This is a genomic window from Gluconobacter morbifer G707, assembly GCF_000234355.1.
Lineage (GTDB): Bacteria > Pseudomonadota > Alphaproteobacteria > Acetobacterales > Acetobacteraceae > Gluconobacter > Gluconobacter morbifer.
This window is the reverse complement of the sequence record NZ_AGQV01000001.1, coordinates 502,903-519,471: the sequence shown is the minus strand read 5'-3', so window position 1 is coordinate 519,471 and position 16,569 is coordinate 502,903. Positions and strand designations below refer to the sequence as shown.

General features: G+C 62.5%; 16 protein-coding genes. 12 read left to right on the top strand and 4 right to left on the bottom strand.

Features of this window, described 5'->3' with window-relative positions; translation table 11 throughout:
* The first annotated feature begins 82 nt into the window (after positions 1 to 82).
* From GMO_RS02310 to mtnK, 8 genes are all read left to right on the top strand, one after another.
* Positions 83 to 1,222, top strand: a complete 1,140-nt coding sequence (locus GMO_RS02310) for an OmpA family protein (protein ID WP_008850646.1) — start codon at positions 83 to 85, stop codon at positions 1,220 to 1,222.
* A 137-nt stretch (positions 1,223 to 1,359) separates the two neighbouring features.
* Positions 1,360 to 1,902 carry a GtrA family protein gene (locus tag GMO_RS02305; protein WP_040507363.1) on the top strand — a complete coding sequence of 181 codons (543 nt, stop codon included), beginning with the start codon at positions 1,360 to 1,362 and terminating at the stop codon, positions 1,900 to 1,902.
* A gap of 84 nt (positions 1,903 to 1,986) precedes the next feature.
* Positions 1,987 to 4,626, top strand: a complete 2,640-nt coding sequence (alaS, locus tag GMO_RS02300; RefSeq protein WP_008850644.1) for an alanine--tRNA ligase — start codon at positions 1,987 to 1,989, stop codon at positions 4,624 to 4,626.
* A 116-nt stretch (positions 4,627 to 4,742) separates the two neighbouring features.
* Entirely contained in the window at positions 4,743 to 5,426 is a 684-nt protein-coding gene (locus GMO_RS02295; protein WP_008850643.1) for a carbonic anhydrase, read from the top strand.
* 35 nt (positions 5,427 to 5,461) lie between these two features.
* Positions 5,462 to 5,998: a hypothetical protein gene (locus GMO_RS02290; protein ID WP_008850642.1), complete on the top strand. Its 537-nt coding sequence runs from the start codon at positions 5,462 to 5,464 to the stop codon at positions 5,996 to 5,998.
* A 66-nt stretch (positions 5,999 to 6,064) separates the two neighbouring features.
* A complete protein-coding gene (locus GMO_RS14610) occupies positions 6,065 to 6,286 on the top strand; it encodes an endonuclease/exonuclease/phosphatase family protein (RefSeq protein WP_008850641.1) in 222 nt (73 codons plus the stop codon).
* A gap of 104 nt (positions 6,287 to 6,390) precedes the next feature.
* Positions 6,391 to 7,086, top strand: a complete 696-nt coding sequence (locus GMO_RS02285; RefSeq protein ID WP_008850640.1) for a hypothetical protein — start codon at positions 6,391 to 6,393, stop codon at positions 7,084 to 7,086.
* On the top strand, positions 7,087 to 8,274 hold the full coding sequence (mtnK, locus tag GMO_RS02280) for an S-methyl-5-thioribose kinase (RefSeq protein ID WP_008850639.1): 1,188 nt from the start codon (positions 7,087 to 7,089) through the stop codon (positions 8,272 to 8,274). It begins immediately after the preceding gene.
* Positions 8,275 to 8,322: 48 nt separating this feature from the next.
* Here mtnK and GMO_RS02275 read toward each other — a convergent pair whose 3' ends face one another.
* From GMO_RS02275 to rpsD, 3 genes are all read right to left on the bottom strand, one after another.
* On the bottom strand, positions 8,323 to 9,870 hold the full coding sequence (locus GMO_RS02275; protein ID WP_008850638.1) for a peptide chain release factor 3: 1,548 nt from the start codon (positions 9,868 to 9,870) through the stop codon (positions 8,323 to 8,325).
* Between the two features lie 153 nt (positions 9,871 to 10,023).
* A complete protein-coding gene (locus tag GMO_RS14340; RefSeq protein ID WP_175282564.1) occupies positions 10,024 to 10,176 on the bottom strand; it encodes a hypothetical protein in 153 nt (50 codons plus the stop codon).
* A 79-nt stretch (positions 10,177 to 10,255) separates the two neighbouring features.
* On the bottom strand, positions 10,256 to 10,873 hold the full coding sequence (gene rpsD, locus GMO_RS02265; protein WP_008850636.1) for a 30S ribosomal protein S4: 618 nt from the start codon (positions 10,871 to 10,873) through the stop codon (positions 10,256 to 10,258).
* A gap of 350 nt (positions 10,874 to 11,223) precedes the next feature.
* Here rpsD and GMO_RS02260 point away from each other — a divergent pair, with 350 nt between their 5' ends.
* Together GMO_RS02260 and GMO_RS02255 are read left to right on the top strand one after the other, a co-directional pair.
* Complete coding sequence (locus GMO_RS02260; protein WP_008850635.1) at positions 11,224 to 11,694, top strand: peptidoglycan-binding protein LysM; 471 nt, start codon at positions 11,224 to 11,226, stop codon at positions 11,692 to 11,694.
* A gap of 99 nt (positions 11,695 to 11,793) precedes the next feature.
* On the top strand, positions 11,794 to 13,008 hold the full coding sequence (locus tag GMO_RS02255) for an MFS transporter (protein ID WP_008850634.1): 1,215 nt from the start codon (positions 11,794 to 11,796) through the stop codon (positions 13,006 to 13,008).
* Here GMO_RS02255 and GMO_RS02250 read toward each other — a convergent pair.
* Positions 12,962 to 14,344 carry an MATE family efflux transporter gene (locus GMO_RS02250; protein ID WP_008850633.1) on the bottom strand — a complete coding sequence of 461 codons (1,383 nt, stop codon included), beginning with the start codon at positions 14,342 to 14,344 and terminating at the stop codon, positions 12,962 to 12,964. The two genes, GMO_RS02255 and GMO_RS02250, sit on opposite strands and share 47 nt — an antisense overlap.
* Positions 14,345 to 14,428: 84 nt before the next feature.
* Here GMO_RS02250 and cysS point away from each other — a divergent pair, with 84 nt between their 5' ends.
* Positions 14,429 to 15,793, top strand: coding sequence for a cysteine--tRNA ligase (gene cysS, locus GMO_RS02245; RefSeq protein WP_008850632.1), 1,365 nt, complete (start codon positions 14,429 to 14,431; stop codon positions 15,791 to 15,793).
* Complete coding sequence (locus GMO_RS02240; RefSeq protein ID WP_008850631.1) at positions 15,790 to 16,566, top strand: RNA methyltransferase; 777 nt, start codon at positions 15,790 to 15,792, stop codon at positions 16,564 to 16,566. The genes cysS and GMO_RS02240 overlap by 4 nt, the downstream gene beginning before the upstream one ends.
* The last annotated feature ends 3 nt before the right edge of the window (positions 16,567 to 16,569 follow it).

The following is a 16,569-nucleotide window of genomic DNA, read 5'->3' as shown; positions in this document are numbered from 1 at the left end:
TATGCGCTTATGCATCGCGCTGGGTCCGTTGGTGAGAGCACTCTCCGGCGGCCCGAACGTTAGTCACTAAGAGGACGAAAACATGCGTCTCCGCACGGCACTCCTTGCCATGACAGCGATGGTCGCCGCACCGTCGATCGCCATGGCCAGCACGATTACCGGCCCCTACGTCAACATTGGCGGCGGTTACAACCTGGTTCAGCAGCAGCACGCCCACTTCTCTCCGACCAGCCAGTCCGATGGTTCGACGGATAACGGCGGTGGCCGTTCCCGTTTCCGTCACAAGGACGGCTTCACGGGTTTCGGTGCGTTCGGCTGGGGCTTCGGCAACGGTCTGCGCGTTGAAGTTGAAGGGCTGTACAACTACTCCCAGATCAACCATCGCCGCCCGACCTCCGTCAACGGCATGACCCACGGCTCCGACCAGGCTTATGGCGGTCTCGTGAACGTGCTGTATGACATCGATCTGGCGAACTTCGGCCTGAACGTGCCGGTCACGCCGTTCGTCGGTGTCGGTGCAGGTTATCTGTGGCAGCACTACAACCCGACCACCACCAACTACGTGAACGGCGCAACGAGCCGCCTCGGTGGTACGCAGGGTTCCTTCGCCTACCAGGGCATCGTCGGTGCAGCCTATGACATCCCGAATGTCCCGGGCCTGGCCGTCACGACGGAATACCGCTTCATCGGTCAGCAGTTTGCTGATGGCCCGTACCAGTCCACCTCGTATAACCGTACGGGCGTACACAAGGGCAACGTGAACTTCGACCCGCGCTTCTCGCACCAGTTCATCCTGGGCCTGCGTTATGCGTTCGACACGGCTCCGCCGCCGCCGCCGCCGGCTCCGGTCGTTGTTCCGCCGGCTCCGACCCCGGCCCGTACGTACCTGGTGTTCTTCGATTGGGACAAGTCTGTCCTGACCGGCCGCGCCCGCGAGATCGTTGCACAGGCAGCCCAGGCTTCCACGCACGTTCAGACGACGCGCATCGAAGTCAACGGCTATACGGATAACTCCGCTGCCCACCCGGGCCCGCGTGGTGAGCGTTACAACATGGGTCTTTCCATCCGTCGCGCCCAGAGCGTGAAGGCTGAACTGATCCGTGACGGTGTCCCGGCTGCCGCCATCGACATCCACGGCTATGGCGAAAGCAAGCCGCTGGTTCCGACCGGCCCGAACACCCGCGAGCCGCAGAACCGTCGCGTCGAGATCATCCTGAAGTAATTCAGACCGATCCTGATGCCGGAGCCTCCCGGCTCCGGGTTCTGGAAAAGGCGTCCTTCGGGGCGCCTTTTCTTTTTTTCGGGTTCCCCATCTGAAAAACCGCCTTTCGCCACGATATTTTCGAGCTGGAGGTTCCCCTGCGCCGCAACCGTATTTTCTACCCGCGCTCCCGTCCCCAGATTCTGGGCCAGTTTCTCCGGTTCGGTACGGTGGGAGCACTCGGCATTCTCGTGGACTGGGGAACTGTCGATCTCCTGCGCCCCCTCACCGGCCTGGTGCCCGCCACGCTCTGCGCCTATTTCGTGGCCGCGACAGGAAACTGGACCCTCAACCGCCTCTGGACTTTCCGGCTGTCCGCCGCCGAAAATCAGCACCCGGTCCTGCAATGGCTGCGCTTCCTTCTCGCCAATGCCTTCGGGTTCCTGCTCAACCGCGGCACGGTCTTTCTGTGCTATGCCCTGCTCCCGTTCAGCGTGCGCCATCCGCTCGTCGCGCTTGCCGCAGGTGCGGTCTGTGGCATGCTGGCCAACTTCAACCTGTCCCGACGGCTCGTCTTCCGGGCCAGAACGCCGGAAACACCCATGGAACTCATGCAGATGGCCGTGGAAATCCCCGCCGCGGACGTGACAGCCCCTCCACCCAGACCAGAGTTTCCCGATCCGCATGACCGCAGGGACTGAGCTGCGCATTTTCAAGTCCGCCACAATAGTCTAGGACTGTCAGCCTCTTCTTTCCGCTTCCCTGGAACCTGACGCTCCAACATCATGACCAGCACAAACGACATCCGCTCAGCCTTCCTCGAATATTTCGGGTCGCAGGGCCATCGCATCGTTCCATCGGCCTCCCTTGTGCCGCAGAACGATCCCACCCTGCTGTTCACAAACGCTGGCATGGTCCCGTTCAAGAACGTCTTCACAGGGCAGGAAACGCGCTCCTATTCGCGCGCCACCACAGCCCAGAAGGTCGTGCGCGCCGGCGGCAAGCATAATGACCTTGATAATGTCGGCTACACGGCGCGCCATCACACCTTCTTCGAGATGATGGGCAATTTCAGCTTCGGGGATTACTTCAAACCGGAAGCCATCGAATTCGCCTGGACCCTGCTGACACGCGATTTCGCCCTCCCGAAGGAAAAACTCCTCGTAACGGTCTATGCCGAAGACGAAGACGCGGCAGGACTATGGAAGAAAATTGCCGGACTGGGCGATGACCGCATCATCCGCATCGGCACGTCGGACAATTTCTGGCGCATGGGCGATACCGGCCCCTGCGGTCCCTGCTCGGAAATCTTCTACGATCACGGAGACAGCGTTTTCGGCGGCCCGCCGGGAAGCGCCGATGAAGACGGTGACCGTTTCGTCGAGATCTGGAACCTCGTGTTCATGCAGTTCCTCGATCAGGCGGACGGCACACGCACCAACCTGCCCCGCCCCTCCATCGACACGGGCATGGGTCTGGAGCGCTTCGCCGCCATCATGCAGGGCAAGCGCGACAACTACGACATCGACACGATGCGCGCCCTGATCGAAGCCTCCGCCGACCTCATGCATCAGGATGCAGACGGAACCTTCCGGGCCAGCCACCGCGTGGTGGCCGATCATCTGCGCTCTACGGCTTTCCTGATCGCAGATGGCGTCCTCCCCTCCAAGGAAGGTCGCGGCTACGTGCTGCGCCGCATCATGCGCCGCGCCATGCGCCATCTGCACATGATGGGCGCCAAGGACCCCGTGTTCTATCGCCTGCTCCCGGCCCTGATCCAGCAGATGGGCGCAGCCTATCCGGAACTGGTGCAGCATCAGGCCCTGATCGCCGAGACCATGAAAGGCGAGGAACAGCGTTTCACCGCCCTTCTGGAACGCGGCCTGACCCTGCTCTCCGATGAAGTCAGCCATCTGGGCGACAAGGAAGCCCTTCCCGGTGACGTGGCGTTCAAACTCTATGACACCTTCGGATTCCCGCTGGACCTGACGCAGGACGCCCTGCGCGAACAGGGCCGCACAGTCGACGAGGCCGGTTTTGAAGCCGCCATGGCCGAACAGCGCAAACGCGCCCGGGCGGCGTGGGTCGGCTCCGGCGATACCGCCGCCGAGACCGTCTGGTTTGACGCGCGTGAAAAGCATGGCCCCAGCGAGTTCCTCGGCTACGTGTCGGAAAAATCCGATGCCGAGGTCCAGGGCATTTTTCGGGGCAATGACGAACTGGCCGAAGCTCCTGCCGGTGAAGAAACCATCGCCATCCTGCTGAACCAGACGCCGTTCTACGGCGAAAGCGGCGGTCAGGTCGGCGATCACGGCACACTGACCGCCCCGGGACTGCGCGTCGAAATCACGGATACGCAGAAGCGCAACGGCGATCTGATCGTGCATTACGGCAAGGTCGTGGAAGGCACGCTGAAGCCGGGCATGGCGGTCCATGCGGAAATTGACCACGAACGCCGCACGGCCGTTCGCGGCCATCACTCCGCCACCCACCTGCTGCACGAAGCCCTGCGCCGCCGGATCGGAACGCATGTCACACAGAAAGGCAGCCTGAACGCCCCGGAACGCCTGCGTTTCGACATCAGCCAGCCCCGTCCCCTCACGGATGAGGATCTTGCGGAGGTCGAGGCGGAAGTGAACACCCGCATCCGTGAGAACGCCCCGGTCGAAACGCGCCTGATGACACAGGACGAAGCCGTGGCGGAAGGCGCGATGGCCCTCTTCGGCGAGAAATACGGCGATGAGGTCCGGGTCGTCTCCATGGGCAAGGGAGAAGACGGACGCCCCGCCTATTCGATCGAACTTTGCGGCGGCACGCACGTCAACCGCGTCGGTGAGATCGGCCCGTTCCGGATCGTCTCCGAAAGCGGTGTCTCGGCAGGCGTACGCCGTATCGAAGCCGTCTGCGGCGCTGCTGCCGAAAAGCTGTCCCTTGAAACGGAAAACCGCCTCAAGGACATTGCCAGCCTGCTGAAAGTTTCCGTGGCAGACGCGGTTTCGCGTGTGACAGCCCTGCTGGAAGAACGCAAATCCCTCGCCAGCCAGGTGTCCGACCTTCAGCGCAGACTGGCCACCGGCGAAGGCACGAACGCGACTGAAACCATCAACGGCATCACGCTTTCCGCCCGCAATCTGGGCGACGTCAGCCCCAGGGAACTCAAAAGCCTTGCGGACAGCATCGGCCAGCAGATCGGCTCCGGCGTCGTCGCCCTGATTTCCGAAGCGGATGGCCGCGGCTCCATCGTCATCGCCGTCACGAAAGACCTGACCCCGCGTCTGGACGCCGTAAAGCTGGTGCGCGAGGCGTCCGCCCTCATGGACGGAAAAGGCGGTGGCGGCCGCCCGGACATGGCGCAGGCCGGGGGCCCCAACCCGAACGCGGACGCGGTTTTCGCAATGCTGCGCGAACAACTCGCCAGGGCCTAAAACTACGACAGGACATATCAGGACAGTGACAAAGAATTAGGACTTCCCAAATCCTTCTTTACCTGTCCTGATAAAGCCCTCTAACTGTCAGGTAGTTTGAATTTAAGGAGAACACCATGGCCTGTGGGCGCGATACTCTGGCGAAACTGCTGGGCGGAGTCCGCAAGTTCGAAACGGACGTCTATCCCGAGAACGCAGAACTGTTCGAGAGTCTGGCCAACAGCCAGTCCCCCTCCAGTCTGTTCATCACCTGCGCCGACAGCCGGATCAGCCCCAGTCTCATCACCCAGACGGAACCGGGCGAACTGTTCATCGTCCGCAATGTCGGCAACATCGTTCCGGCCTACGGCGAAATGCTGGGCGGCGTCTCTTCGGCCATCGAATATGCCGTCGCCGTTCTCAAGGTGAAGAACGTCATCATCTGCGGGCACTCCAACTGCGGCGCCATGAACGCCCTGATGGACCTGAACGCCCCCAAACTGGCCAGCCTGCCGACGGTCCGCAGCTGGCTGCGCCACGCCGAAGCCGCACGCGCAGCCCTCGGAAACCTCAAGGCCGAGGATGCCGGCCCGGAGGAAATCCGTTCCCTAGCGGAATACAACGTCCTGCTTCAGCTCGCCCATCTGCGCACCCATCCCGCCGTGGTACGGGCGCTGGCACAGAACGAACTGAAGCTTCAGGGCTGGTTCTATGACATTCCCAAGGGCGAAATCCTCGTTCTGGATGAACAGACCCGCAAGGCACGCCCGGTCGGGGACGTTCTGAAAGAACTGGAACAGCCGCAGGACGTCACAGCCTGAAATCCACGATTGCGAAAGGACTGGCCTGCCTCGTCATGGCAGGCCATGTCAGCATCGTTTCCGCGCATGACCTCAAGATCAGCACCTGGAACATGGACTGGCTGACCCTGAAGGCCACCGGCAATCCGGCCCTGCCCGATGACGTCCGAACACGTGCGCCGCAGGATTTCACCCGCCTGCGCACTTACGCGCATCACCTGAATGCCGATATCGTCGGCTTCGAGGAAGTCGACGGCTTCGAAGCAGCGGCCCGGATCTTCGACCCCGCGACATACCAGCTTGTCCTGACACCCGACCATGTTGTCCAGCGCGTCGGTGTAGCGGTTCGCCGCGGCCTGCACGTAACGGTCAATGACGAACTGTCAGACCTGAACGTGTCCGGCCCGCTGGTGCCCCACCCCCTGCGCGGCGGCCTCGATGTCACGGTCAGCGACGGGAAGGCCACGCTGCGCCTGCTCGTGGTCCATCTCAAGACCGGCTGCTGGGACCAGCCCCTGACACAGCACGGACATTCCTGCCCCATCCTGTATCAGCAGTTCCACATTCTGGAAGACTGGATCCAGGAACGGTAGGACGAAGGCGAAGCCTATGCCGTCCTGGGCGATTTCAACCGCCGCCTCACCCTGCACGATCCCCTGATGCAGCACATCGAAGCCGATGCCCCCGTCCTTCTGACAACAGCCGACAAAGCCAGCCCCTGCTGGGGCGGAGAATATTTCATCGACCATATCCTCCTGGGCAACGCCGTCCGGACATGGCTTCGTCCGGACAGCCTGCGTGTCATGACCTACCGGCAGGACACCGATCCCGCAGGCCTGTCCGACCACTGCCCCGTTTCCGTCCATCTCGACTGGCCCTGACACCGGCGGCCCCGCAGCCCGCCTGACAGGAGAAACAGTTTTGCAGCCGGCCTTCATTTGCGCCATGAAAGACCCCCTTCTTTCGCCGCCGGAGCCCCTGCCCCATGACCTGCCCCGCCCCTGACTGGCCCGTCACGCCGCTTGCTGCCTCAGTCAGCGTGGTCGCGGATAGACCCATGCCCGCGCTGTCACCCGCCCTTGCCAACCGCGTACAGGCGCACTGGGACAAGGCGCGTGAAACGCGGCCCTCGCTCTATAACGGGCGCGTTTTCTGCGCGGATCATATCGAGCCGGAGCGGATCTCGGGCCACTGGTCAGAATACCGGCGCGTTTTCGCCCAGATGCAGGAGCCTGACCTGTTCGGAAAAGCTCCCCTGCGCCCTCTGGCCGTCGTAGGCCTTCTGAAAACGCGCGACGGCATCATGATCGGTCAACGCGCGCAACAGGCGGTCTACCTTTCCGGCTGGTGGCAGGGCACGCCCGCAGGCAACGTGGAAAGCCGGACCGGAACAGAAGAGATCGATCTGCCCGCACAGCTTCTGGCGGAAGCCGCGGAGGAACTCGGGCTGAGCGCACAGGACTGCAGAACCGGCCCCTGCCTCCTGGCCTGCGAACACCCGCAGACCCATATCATGGATGTAGGCATCCGCCTGGATGTCTCCTTGGGGTTCAGTGAGGTTCTGGAACGCTGCCAGAGCCGGGGCAATGGTGAATACGCCGCGCTACGCCTCCTCACCGCCGGACAGCCCCTACCCCATCCGACCGTCCCGACCCTGTCTGCCATGCTGGAGCATGCCTGAATGACCTATCGTTCCCTTGACGCCACAGGCCTCCTAGACTGGCTGAGCACCCAGCCTCCTCTGGCGGCCCGACTGGGCGGCACGGCACAGGACTGGACTATCCGGGAAGTCAGCGACGGAAACCTGAACATCGTCCATCTGGTGGATGGCCCGGCGGGAAAGCTCTGCTGCAAGCAGGCGCTGCCCCATGTCCGGGTCGCACCTGACTGGCCCATGCCACTGGATCGCGCCCTGTTCGAAGCCCGGTACATGCGCGCCACGGCAGAAGCCGTCCGTGGCCTCGCGCCGAAATTCTACGTCTATGACGAAGCCCTTTACCTGCTGGTGATGGAAAGCCTCGCCGGCTACGAGGTCCTGCGTCCTGCCCTGATGGCCGGCAGAGCAGCGCCCGGTTTTTCCGCCGTGATCGGGCACTATGTCGCCCGCACGGTGCAGGCCACGGGATGGATCAGCCAGCCTTTTGAAACCGGCTCCCGCCTGCTGGAGGCCTTCTCAGGCAACACCGCCCTGACGCGCATCACCGTCGACCTGATCCTGACCGATCCCTACACGATCTCCTCCCGCAACCCGCCGGCGGAAGCAGGACTACGGGACGATATCCGCAAACTTCAGAATGACCCTGCGCTTCACCGCGCCGTCGGATATTTCCAGAGCCGTTTCCTGACCGCACGTCAGGCCCTCCTGCATGGAGACCTCCATACCGGCTCCATCATGCTGAAGGACGGCGATGTACGCGTCATTGATGGCGAATTCGCAACAATGGGGCCGATCGGCTTTGACTGCGGCCTGTATGTCGGCAACCTGGCCCTGCATCTCTGCGCCGCTCCCCAAAAGGCTGACAGCCTGCGACAGGAAATCGTGCTGTTCTGGGAGAGTTTCAGCAGCGAATTACGCTCTCTCCTGTCACGCGGCGGCGGAGACATGTGGTCCCTGTCCGACGCAACCCAGCGTCAGGACATGCTGGATGACCTGCTTCTGGACATCCTGAAAGACATGGCCGGGTTCTGCGGTCTTGAAATGATCCGCCGGACGGTCGGGTTCGCGCAGGTGGCAGATTACGACCTCTGCGAAACGGAACAGAACCGCCTTCTGGCACGGCAGAAAGCCCTTCAGATCGGCCGGACCCTTCTCCTGAAAGCCTCCGGCGTCCGGTCCCTCTCCAGCCTGCTGAGTCTGATGGGCCTGTAACTGCCCAGAGGCCTGCTCCCCTGAGAAGCGGAGCAGGCCTGCGGCCCGTTAGACGGCAGCCAGTCCGATCTGCTTAATGTCATGGAAGGACAGGTCCGGGTTCGTCTCGATCGTCCGGCGCATCATGAAGGATGACGTCGCCAGAAAAACCGGATCCCCATCCAGATCATCCGCCATGGCGGACCGGTTGACCATCTCGAAAGCTTCGATCTTGTCCCGCTCCCCCGTCACCCAGCGCGCGAGTGTGTAAGGCGTGCTCTCGAAACCGATCGCAACGCTGTATTCCCCCTTCAGCCGAGACTGAAGCACGTCAAGCTGAAGCGTGCCCACCACGCCGACAATCGGCGGCAGACCATCCTGTGGCCGGAAAAGCTGCACCACACCCTCTTCCGCCAGTTCGACGAGCGCCTGACGCAGCTTCTTGGCCTTCATCGCATCGTCCAGACGCACACGACGCAGGATTTCCGGTGCGAAGTGTGGAACCCCGGTAAAACGCAGCTCCTCGCTCTCACTCAGCGTATCCCCGATGCGCAGTGTCCCGTGATTGGGAATCCCGACCACATCCCCGCCAAACGCCTCTTCGGCAAGCTGCCTGTCACGGGCGAAGAAAAACTGCGGGGTATGGAGCGCAAACTGCTTGCCTGTCCGGACATGCTTCAGGCGCATCCCGCGCGTCAGACGCCCGGAGCAGACACGCGCGAACGCCATGCGGTCCCGATGGTTGGGGTCCATGTTCGCCTGGATCTTGAAGACCAGCGCCGTAACCTGCTCCTCATTCGCCCGGACCTCACGGGTCTCCGTCGGCTGGGCACGGGGCGCCGGCCCATAGGCCACAAGGGCGTCCAGAAGATCGGTCACGCCGATTTCCTTCATGGCCGACCCGAAAAACACAGGCGACAGATGCCCGGCATCAAAAGATTCCCGGTCGAACTCAGGAAGCGCCGCTTCAGCCAGTTCAACTTCCTCACGCATCTGCTCCATGCGCGGATCATCCTCGCTGACCGGCTCCTTGGTGTGGGCTTCCTGTGTCCGCAGATCATAGATGCCAACAAATTTGGCTGCCCGCCCAATCGGCCAGGTCGCAGGAGACACATCCAGCGCCAGGGAACTGGAAATCTCGTCCAGCAGCGCGAAACAGTCCTGGGCCTCACGGTCCATCTTGTTGATGAAGGTAACGATCGGAATATCGCGCAGACGGCAGATCTCGAACAGTTTGCGGGTCCGGTCCTCAATGCCTTTCGCAGCGTCGATGACCATGACCGCACAGTCAACAGCCGTCAGGGTCCGGTAAGTATCTTCCGAAAAGTCCTCATGGCCCGGCGTATCAAGCAGATTGAAGATACAGTCGCGATACTCGAACGTCATGACAGACGTCACGACGGAAATGCCACGGTCCCGCTCAATCCCCATCCAGTCGGATTTGGTCCGGCGGCGTTCACCCTTCGCACGGACATTGCCCGCCATCTGAATGGCGCCACCAGCCCGCAGGATGCGCTCGGTCAGCGTCGTCTTACCGGCATCCGGATGGGAAATGATGGCAAAGGTGCGCCGACGCGCGATCTCGCGATTGATTTCAGCGCTCAACGCCTCTGACATGATGCCTCCGATGACAGCAGAACTTCGGGACCGGCTCCTTCACAGGGCCCGGAGTCAGACAGGACAGGCCTGACAGCAGCAGAGGACGCCCGGAAAGATACTTCTTCCGTTGGGAGGCGCAATCTGGAGAAACGGGCTTTTTCCGTCAAGGGACTAAAGCCCCCCTTTATACATACAGACGTCCTGCCACCCGAATCCCAGCCAATGTCCCGCCAGACCACGCACCACATCCTTCAGCCCGTCCACGGCCTGCGCTCCATGAGAGACGACACCACCGAAGCCGAAGCCGCAATAGCGTCCAAACACAAAAAACGCCGGATGGAGAAATCCATCCGGCGTTTTCCGGTCGTCTGCCAATCCCGAGCCACAGGGACCCGGAAACAGATCAGCGGGAGTAGAACTCGACCACGAGGTTCGGTTCCATCTGCACCGGATACGGCACATCGGAAAGCTGCGGCGTACGCAGGAACGTGCCCTTCATCTGGCGATGATCGACCTCGACGTATTCCGGCGTGTCGCGCTCACCCGTCTGGACAGCGTCGAGAACGATGGCGAGATGCTTGGACTTCTCGCGAACCTCAATCACATCCCCTTCCTTCACGAGGTAGGACGGAATGTTAACGCGCTTGCCGTTGACCGTGACATGGCCGTGGCTGATGAACTGACGCGCAGCGAACGGCGTGATCGCGAACTTGAGGCGGTAGATGACCGCATCCAGACGGCGCTCCAGCAGACCGATCAGGTTCTCGGAGGTGTCACCCTTGCGGCGGACGGCCTCGTCATAATACTTGCGGAACTGCTTCTCGCTGATGTTGCCGTAGTAGCCCTTGAGCTTCTGCTTGGCCATCAGCTGGATGGAGAAGTCAGACGGCTTCTGCTTGCGGCGCTGACCATGCTGGCCCGGGCCATATTCGCGGCGGTTGACCGGGGACTTGGCACGGCCCCACAGGTTGACGCCGAGACGGCGGTTGATCTTGTACTTGCTCTCAAGACGCTTTGACATGGGTTGACCCCTGTTCACACATCAGAACCGCCCGTTGCTGCCCGGCGATCCGTTTTGTTGCACCGGTAGGCCTCTCCCCGGATTGGAAAAGGCGGGCGCGCACCCAGAAACCGGCACCAGCGGGAAGCAGGATCCCGCAACGACAGGGGCCGGCCGGTACGTCCACGTTTCCGGCAGTAGTGGGGCGCCTACAGGACTCTCCGATGCCTGTCAATCACAACAGAACAGACAGCCCTGCCAATTTCTCAGGGGTGAAACGCAGAAAACGCGCAACCACCTGGCGGGTCATCGCGCTAACGGTCCGACACTCCCTCTGTTGAAGGGAGCCATTCGATTTCCGAGTTACGCGCATGAAAATCTATCGCTTCAATCCCAAAGCCGGCCACATCACGGAAGGCGCCCTCGAAGGACTGATCCAGTCTCTTGATTCGCCCATCCCGCCAAAGCCGGGCGAGAGTGCCATCAAGCGCGCTTTCAAGAAATTCGGACTGGCCCAGATGCACATGTCCCACCTCGTCATCGACGACCGGACGATCTATCTGCGCGGCAAGGCCAAATCCGCCAAGGAACGTGACCAGATGATCCTGACGGCAGGCAATGTCGCCGGCGTCTCCACGGTCGAAGCGGAAATCGCCGTCCCGCTAGGAACCCCGGATCCCCACTTCGTCGAAATCAAGACAAGCAAGACGCTCGACGAGGTGGCCGACAAGCTGCCGGAGGACGTCACGGGCGATGAACTCCTCAAGGCCAATGAACCGCTTGTCACATCAAAGGATGACATTTATCCGGGACAGACCATCCGCCTGCCGACGGAGAACTGATTCCCCTGGGGCTCCCGGTTCCTGAAACCGGGTTTACCCTGTCAGGGTCCGTAACGGCAGGGCGGTTTTTGCCTCTCCGTCCCGGACCCTGTTTTATTCATGGACACCATCGAACCAGTCGACGTCGAGCGGGTGCGCCCGCCCCACGGCGTCGAACCCGCCATGTTTTCCCTCATGCTGGCCACGTTCACCATCGGAACCGGCGAATTCGCCATGATGGGACTGCTGCCGGAATTCTCACACTCGCTCGGCATCTCCGTTTCCCAGGCCAGCAACGTCATCTCCGCCTACGCGCTGGGCGTGGTGGTCGGCGCCCCCCTCCTCGCCATCATCGGCGCGAAGCTGCCGCGGCGCACGCTGCTCCTAGCCATGCTGTGCCTGTTCATCCTCGGCAATATCGGCAGCATCCTCGCCCCGACCCTTGCCGGGATCGAAGTCATGCGCTTCGTCACCGGCCTGCCTCACGGCGCGTTTTTCGGCGTTTCGGCCCTGATCGGCGCCTCGATGGTGGAACGCGCCCGCCGTGGCCGCGCCATAGGCCGCGTCCTCTCCGGCGTCATGTTCTCAACGGTCATCGGCTCCCCGCTCTCCACCTATGCGGCCAACCATCTCGGCTGGCGCGTGGCTTACGGAAGCATCGCGGCGCTGGCCGTGCTCTGCTTCATCGGGATCTGGCACTTCGCCCCGCGTGACCGCCCCCATCCCGGCACATCCGCCCTGTCGGAACTAACCGCCTTCAAACGCCCCCAGGTGCTGCTGACCCTCCTGACCAGCGCCATCGGATTCGGCGGCCTCTTCGGGATCTATACCTTCCTGACAACGGCCCTCTCTGACGTCACCCATCTGCCGGACTGGCTGGTGGCGATCTACCAGATCGTCTGGGGCTTCGGCATGGTCGCCGGAAACGCCGCCGGAGGCGCCATGGCGGACCGGAACATCGACCGGACCGTCATCGTGTCCCTGACGGCAAGCGCTCTCATCATGCTCGGCTTCTGGCTGCTTCTGCCGTCCGCCCTGCTCATGCTGCCCGTCACGTTCCTGCTGCCCGCCGCGATCATCATGCTCAGCCCCGCCCTTCAGACACGCCTGATGGAAGTGGCGGGAGACGCACAGACCCTCGCCGCCTCCCTCAATCATTCAGCCTTCAACACGGCCAACGCCCTAGGCGCATGGCTCGGAGCGTTCCTCGTCAGTTCCGGATTCGGACTCGGCTCCGTCGGCTGGGGTGGCGCAATCTGCTCGGCAGCCGGCCTCGTCATCTATGTCATCACGATGTGGCAGGCACGCGTGAGCGCATCACGCTCAGCAGCCTGAACCCGAAGGCGACGGACGTCGTCGTCAGGGCAAGCGCCATGCCGATCCAGAGGCCTTCCACGCCGAAATGGCGATGGAAGGCCAGCCAGCTTCCGAAAACCAGACCAATCAGCCCGTAGCTGAACACGGCGATGATCATGGGACCGACCGTATCCCCACAACCGCGCAGCGCCCCGTTGAAAACGGCCTGAAGACCATCAACGATCTGATAAAGCCCCGCGATCTTCAGAAGCGTGATGACCAGCGTCGTCGTCTCGGGGTCAGGGACACGGTTGGAGAAATAAAGCGGCAGGATCTTTTCGGGAAACAGCAGCAGCAGGGAAGACGTGCTGACGCTCCAGATAAGAACGATCCCCATGGCCCACAGGGCGGCTTTCCGGCTCTGATCCAGCCGCCCCGCACCCCGCCAGTAAGCCACCCGCACATTCGTCGCCTGCCCGATCGCCAGACACACCATGAACAGAAGCGAACTCACATTCACCGCAACCTGATGGGCGGCCAGACTGTGCGTTCCCAGTTCCCCCGCCCTCAGACTGGTGATCTGGAACATCAGGATTTCCGCCGCGGCACCCAGCATCATCGGCGCGCCCAGCCGCACCAACTCCTTCATGACGGACCAGTCCACACGCCCCGGCTTCATGACGGCACGCACGCGCGGATGGGTCAGACACAGCCCGAACAGCGCAAAACTCACGACCCATCCCGTCAGCGTCGTGGCCGTGGCCGACCCGAACAGCCCCATGGCTGGCAGACCGAACCAGCCATGGATCAGCGCCGCGTTCGTCAGACCGTTACAGACCGCCATGGCCGGCATGATCCACAGCAGGAGCGTTTCCGCCCCCAGCGCCGGAAGCGCAACGCGCAGGACCCCGATCACCGCCAGATCCGGCAGAAGGGACAGCAGAAGGATGTTGATGAACCGGCTGCCATGAATCACGACACCGGCCGGCTCCCCCAGAAAGGCGAACAGCGACTTCGAGAAGGACAGCAGGATGGCGCAGGGAATAAAGACCGCCAGCGCCAGAAGCACGGTCGCGCTCATCACGTTGCGCCCGTCATGGCCCTTCAGCCCATGGGCTTCCGCGCCCCGTCCATGGGCGAGCAGGATGCCCGCGCCCCCCAGAATGGCCTGACAGGTCACCATCGTCGTAAAGAAAAACGTACTCGACAGCCCCCCGATCGCCACCTCCGCGACGCCCAGGCCTCCCAGCAGGACAGTGTCCGTCACCCCCATCGCCATTTCGGAAAGCTGGGACAGGGCCAGGGGAAGTGCCACGCGCAACAGGGCCACGATATGATTGCGGGGCGTCGTCGGATCAGAAGAAACGGAAATCATGGCCCCTCATCGCAGGGCGCAAAGATGCAGACAAGAGTTACAAATCCTGTTGCACAGGAACGATGGCTGGCGCATTGATCCCTGATGGCCGATCCAGTTTCCCCCGTGCTCCGCCTGCACGACACGCATTCCCGCGAAAAGCGACCGTTTACACCCCTCGATTCCGAGAACGTACGCCTCTATTTCTGTGGACCGACGGTCTATGACCGCGCGCATCTGGGCAATCTGCGCGCCATGATATGCGCGGATATTCTCGTCCGGCTTCTGCGTGTGCTGTATCCGCGTGTCACCTATGTCCGCAACGTTACGGACGTTGACGACAAGATCAACGCGCGCGCCCTGGAAAACGGGGAAGACATCGCCGCCCTCACCGCCCGCACGACCGAATCCTTTCACGAAGACCTCGCCGCGCTCAACATCCTTCCACCGGATATCGAACCGCGCGCCACCCATCATATCGAGGAGATGCTCGACATGATCGGGCGCCTCGTCGAAAACGGCCATGCCTATGTCGCTGAAGGACATGTCCTGTTCGCGGTCCGTCATTTTGCGTCCTACGGCGAACTGTCAGGCCGCTCGCTGGATGACATGATCGCCGGCGCCCGTGTCGAGGTCGCCCCTTACAAGCGCGACCCGGGTGACTTCGTCCTCTGGAAGCCCTCCCCGCCGGATCTCCCGGGCTGGGACAGCCCCTACGGACGTGGCCGCCCCGGCTGGCACATCGAATGCTCCGCCATGTCGCACCGCTATCTGGGTGAGAGCTTCGACATTCACGGCGGCGGCGATGACCTGCTCTTCCCCCACCACGAAAACGAACGCGCCCAGTCCCTGTGCTGCTATCCCGGCAGCCGCTTTGCAACGCACTGGGTCCATAACGGCATGCTTCTCTCCAACGGGGAGAAAATGTCCAAGTCGCTGGGGAATTTCTTCACCATCCGCCAGGTCCTAGAACAGGCCCCCGCAGAAGCCCTGCGCCTGCTCTATCTCGGCGCCCAGTACCGTTCGACGCTCGATTTCACATGGGAGAAGCTGGACGAGACACGCCGGGTCCTCGACCGCTTCTACCGGGCGCTGGAACGCGGGAACGCACAGGAAAACGTTCCCATCCCGGCCGAGGTCCTGGACGCCCTGTGCGATGACCTGAACACGCCCGTCGCCATTGCCGCACTGCACCAGCTGGCTGATTCCGCAATGCAGGGCGATCAGGACGCGGCATCGGCCCTTCTCGCTGGCGGACGCCAGATGGGACTGTTCACCATGACCCCCGCGGAATGGTTTCGCTCCGGTGTGGACGAGGCCGCCATTGAAAAACTGATCTCGGAAAGACTCGCGGCCCGCAAGGCACGGGATTTCGCACGGGCCGATGCGATCCGCGACCAGCTCGCAGCAGACGGCATCAGTCTGGAGGACGGCCCGAACGGCACGATCTGGCGGAAGGCCACGCCATGACCGGACGTGAAGGCGGCGCCGATCTTTCCCCCATCGGCGAATTCGATCCGGTCGTGATCCTCGTCCGGCCACAACTGGCCGAAAACATCGGCACGACAGCACGCGCCATGGCCAATGGCGGCCTGTTCCACCTCCGGATCGTGGCCCCACGGGACGGCTGGCCGCAGGAACGGGCCTGGCACGCCTCGTCAGGCGCATACCGCATCCTGGACGAAGCCCGGGTCTATGACACAGTCGACGAGGCAACGGCGGACCTGCATCGCGTCTTCGCCACCTGCCCGCGCCCGCGACACGTGATCAAGCCGGTCATGACCGCGCGCGGCGCGGCGGCGGAACTGCGCGTCACGGCCAACCGGGGACTGCGCACCGGCATTCTCTTCGGGCCGGAACGCGCAGGCCTCGACAACGAGGATATGGCCCGCGCCGATACACTGGTGCGCTACCCCCTCAATCCGCAGTTCATGTCCCTCAACCTCGCGCAGGCCGTTCTGGTCATGGCGTATGAATGGTACCTGACCGAGGACATTACCCCCCCGCGCGACCTCATGACGAATGAGACCCATATCGCGACCAAGGGGGAACTGAACAATTTCATGACGCATCTCATCCGCGATCTGGATGACTGCGGTTTTCTGAAAAATGAGCAGAAACGCCCCGGCATGGTCCGGAATCTGCGACATTTTTTCAATCGCGGCGAAGTGACGGAACAGGAACTTCGCACCCTTCACGGCGTGGTCAGCGAACTTTCCAGCGCACGCAAGGTCCGGAGTTAGACC

What these genes read in the sequence shown, in the direction of transcription:
- GMO_RS02310 (WP_008850646.1), top strand. Translation starts at nt 83, where the DNA reads ATGCGTCTCCGCACGGCACTCCTTGCCATGACAGCGATGGTCGCCGCA.
- alaS (WP_008850644.1), top strand. Translation starts at nt 1,987, where the DNA reads ATGACCAGCACAAACGACATCCGCTCAGCCTTCCTCGAATATTTCGGG.
- GMO_RS02295 (WP_008850643.1), top strand. Translation starts at nt 4,743, where the DNA reads ATGGCCTGTGGGCGCGATACTCTGGCGAAACTGCTGGGCGGAGTCCGC.
- GMO_RS02290 (WP_008850642.1), top strand. Translation starts at nt 5,462, where the DNA reads ATGGCAGGCCATGTCAGCATCGTTTCCGCGCATGACCTCAAGATCAGC.
- GMO_RS14610 (WP_008850641.1), top strand. Translation starts at nt 6,065, where the DNA reads ATGCAGCACATCGAAGCCGATGCCCCCGTCCTTCTGACAACAGCCGAC.
- GMO_RS02285 (WP_008850640.1), top strand. Translation starts at nt 6,391, where the DNA reads ATGACCTGCCCCGCCCCTGACTGGCCCGTCACGCCGCTTGCTGCCTCA.
- mtnK (WP_008850639.1), top strand. Translation starts at nt 7,087, where the DNA reads ATGACCTATCGTTCCCTTGACGCCACAGGCCTCCTAGACTGGCTGAGC.
- GMO_RS02275 (WP_008850638.1), bottom strand. Translation starts at nt 9,870, where the DNA reads ATGTCAGAGGCGTTGAGCGCTGAAATCAATCGCGAGATCGCGCGTCGG.
- rpsD (WP_008850636.1), bottom strand. Translation starts at nt 10,873, where the DNA reads ATGTCAAAGCGTCTTGAGAGCAAGTACAAGATCAACCGCCGTCTCGGC.
- GMO_RS02260 (WP_008850635.1), top strand. Translation starts at nt 11,224, where the DNA reads ATGAAAATCTATCGCTTCAATCCCAAAGCCGGCCACATCACGGAAGGC.
- GMO_RS02255 (WP_008850634.1), top strand. Translation starts at nt 11,794, where the DNA reads ATGGACACCATCGAACCAGTCGACGTCGAGCGGGTGCGCCCGCCCCAC.
- GMO_RS02250 (WP_008850633.1), bottom strand. Translation starts at nt 14,344, where the DNA reads ATGATTTCCGTTTCTTCTGATCCGACGACGCCCCGCAATCATATCGTG.
- cysS (WP_008850632.1), top strand. Translation starts at nt 14,429, where the DNA reads ATGGCCGATCCAGTTTCCCCCGTGCTCCGCCTGCACGACACGCATTCC.
- GMO_RS02240 (WP_008850631.1), top strand. Translation starts at nt 15,790, where the DNA reads ATGACCGGACGTGAAGGCGGCGCCGATCTTTCCCCCATCGGCGAATTC.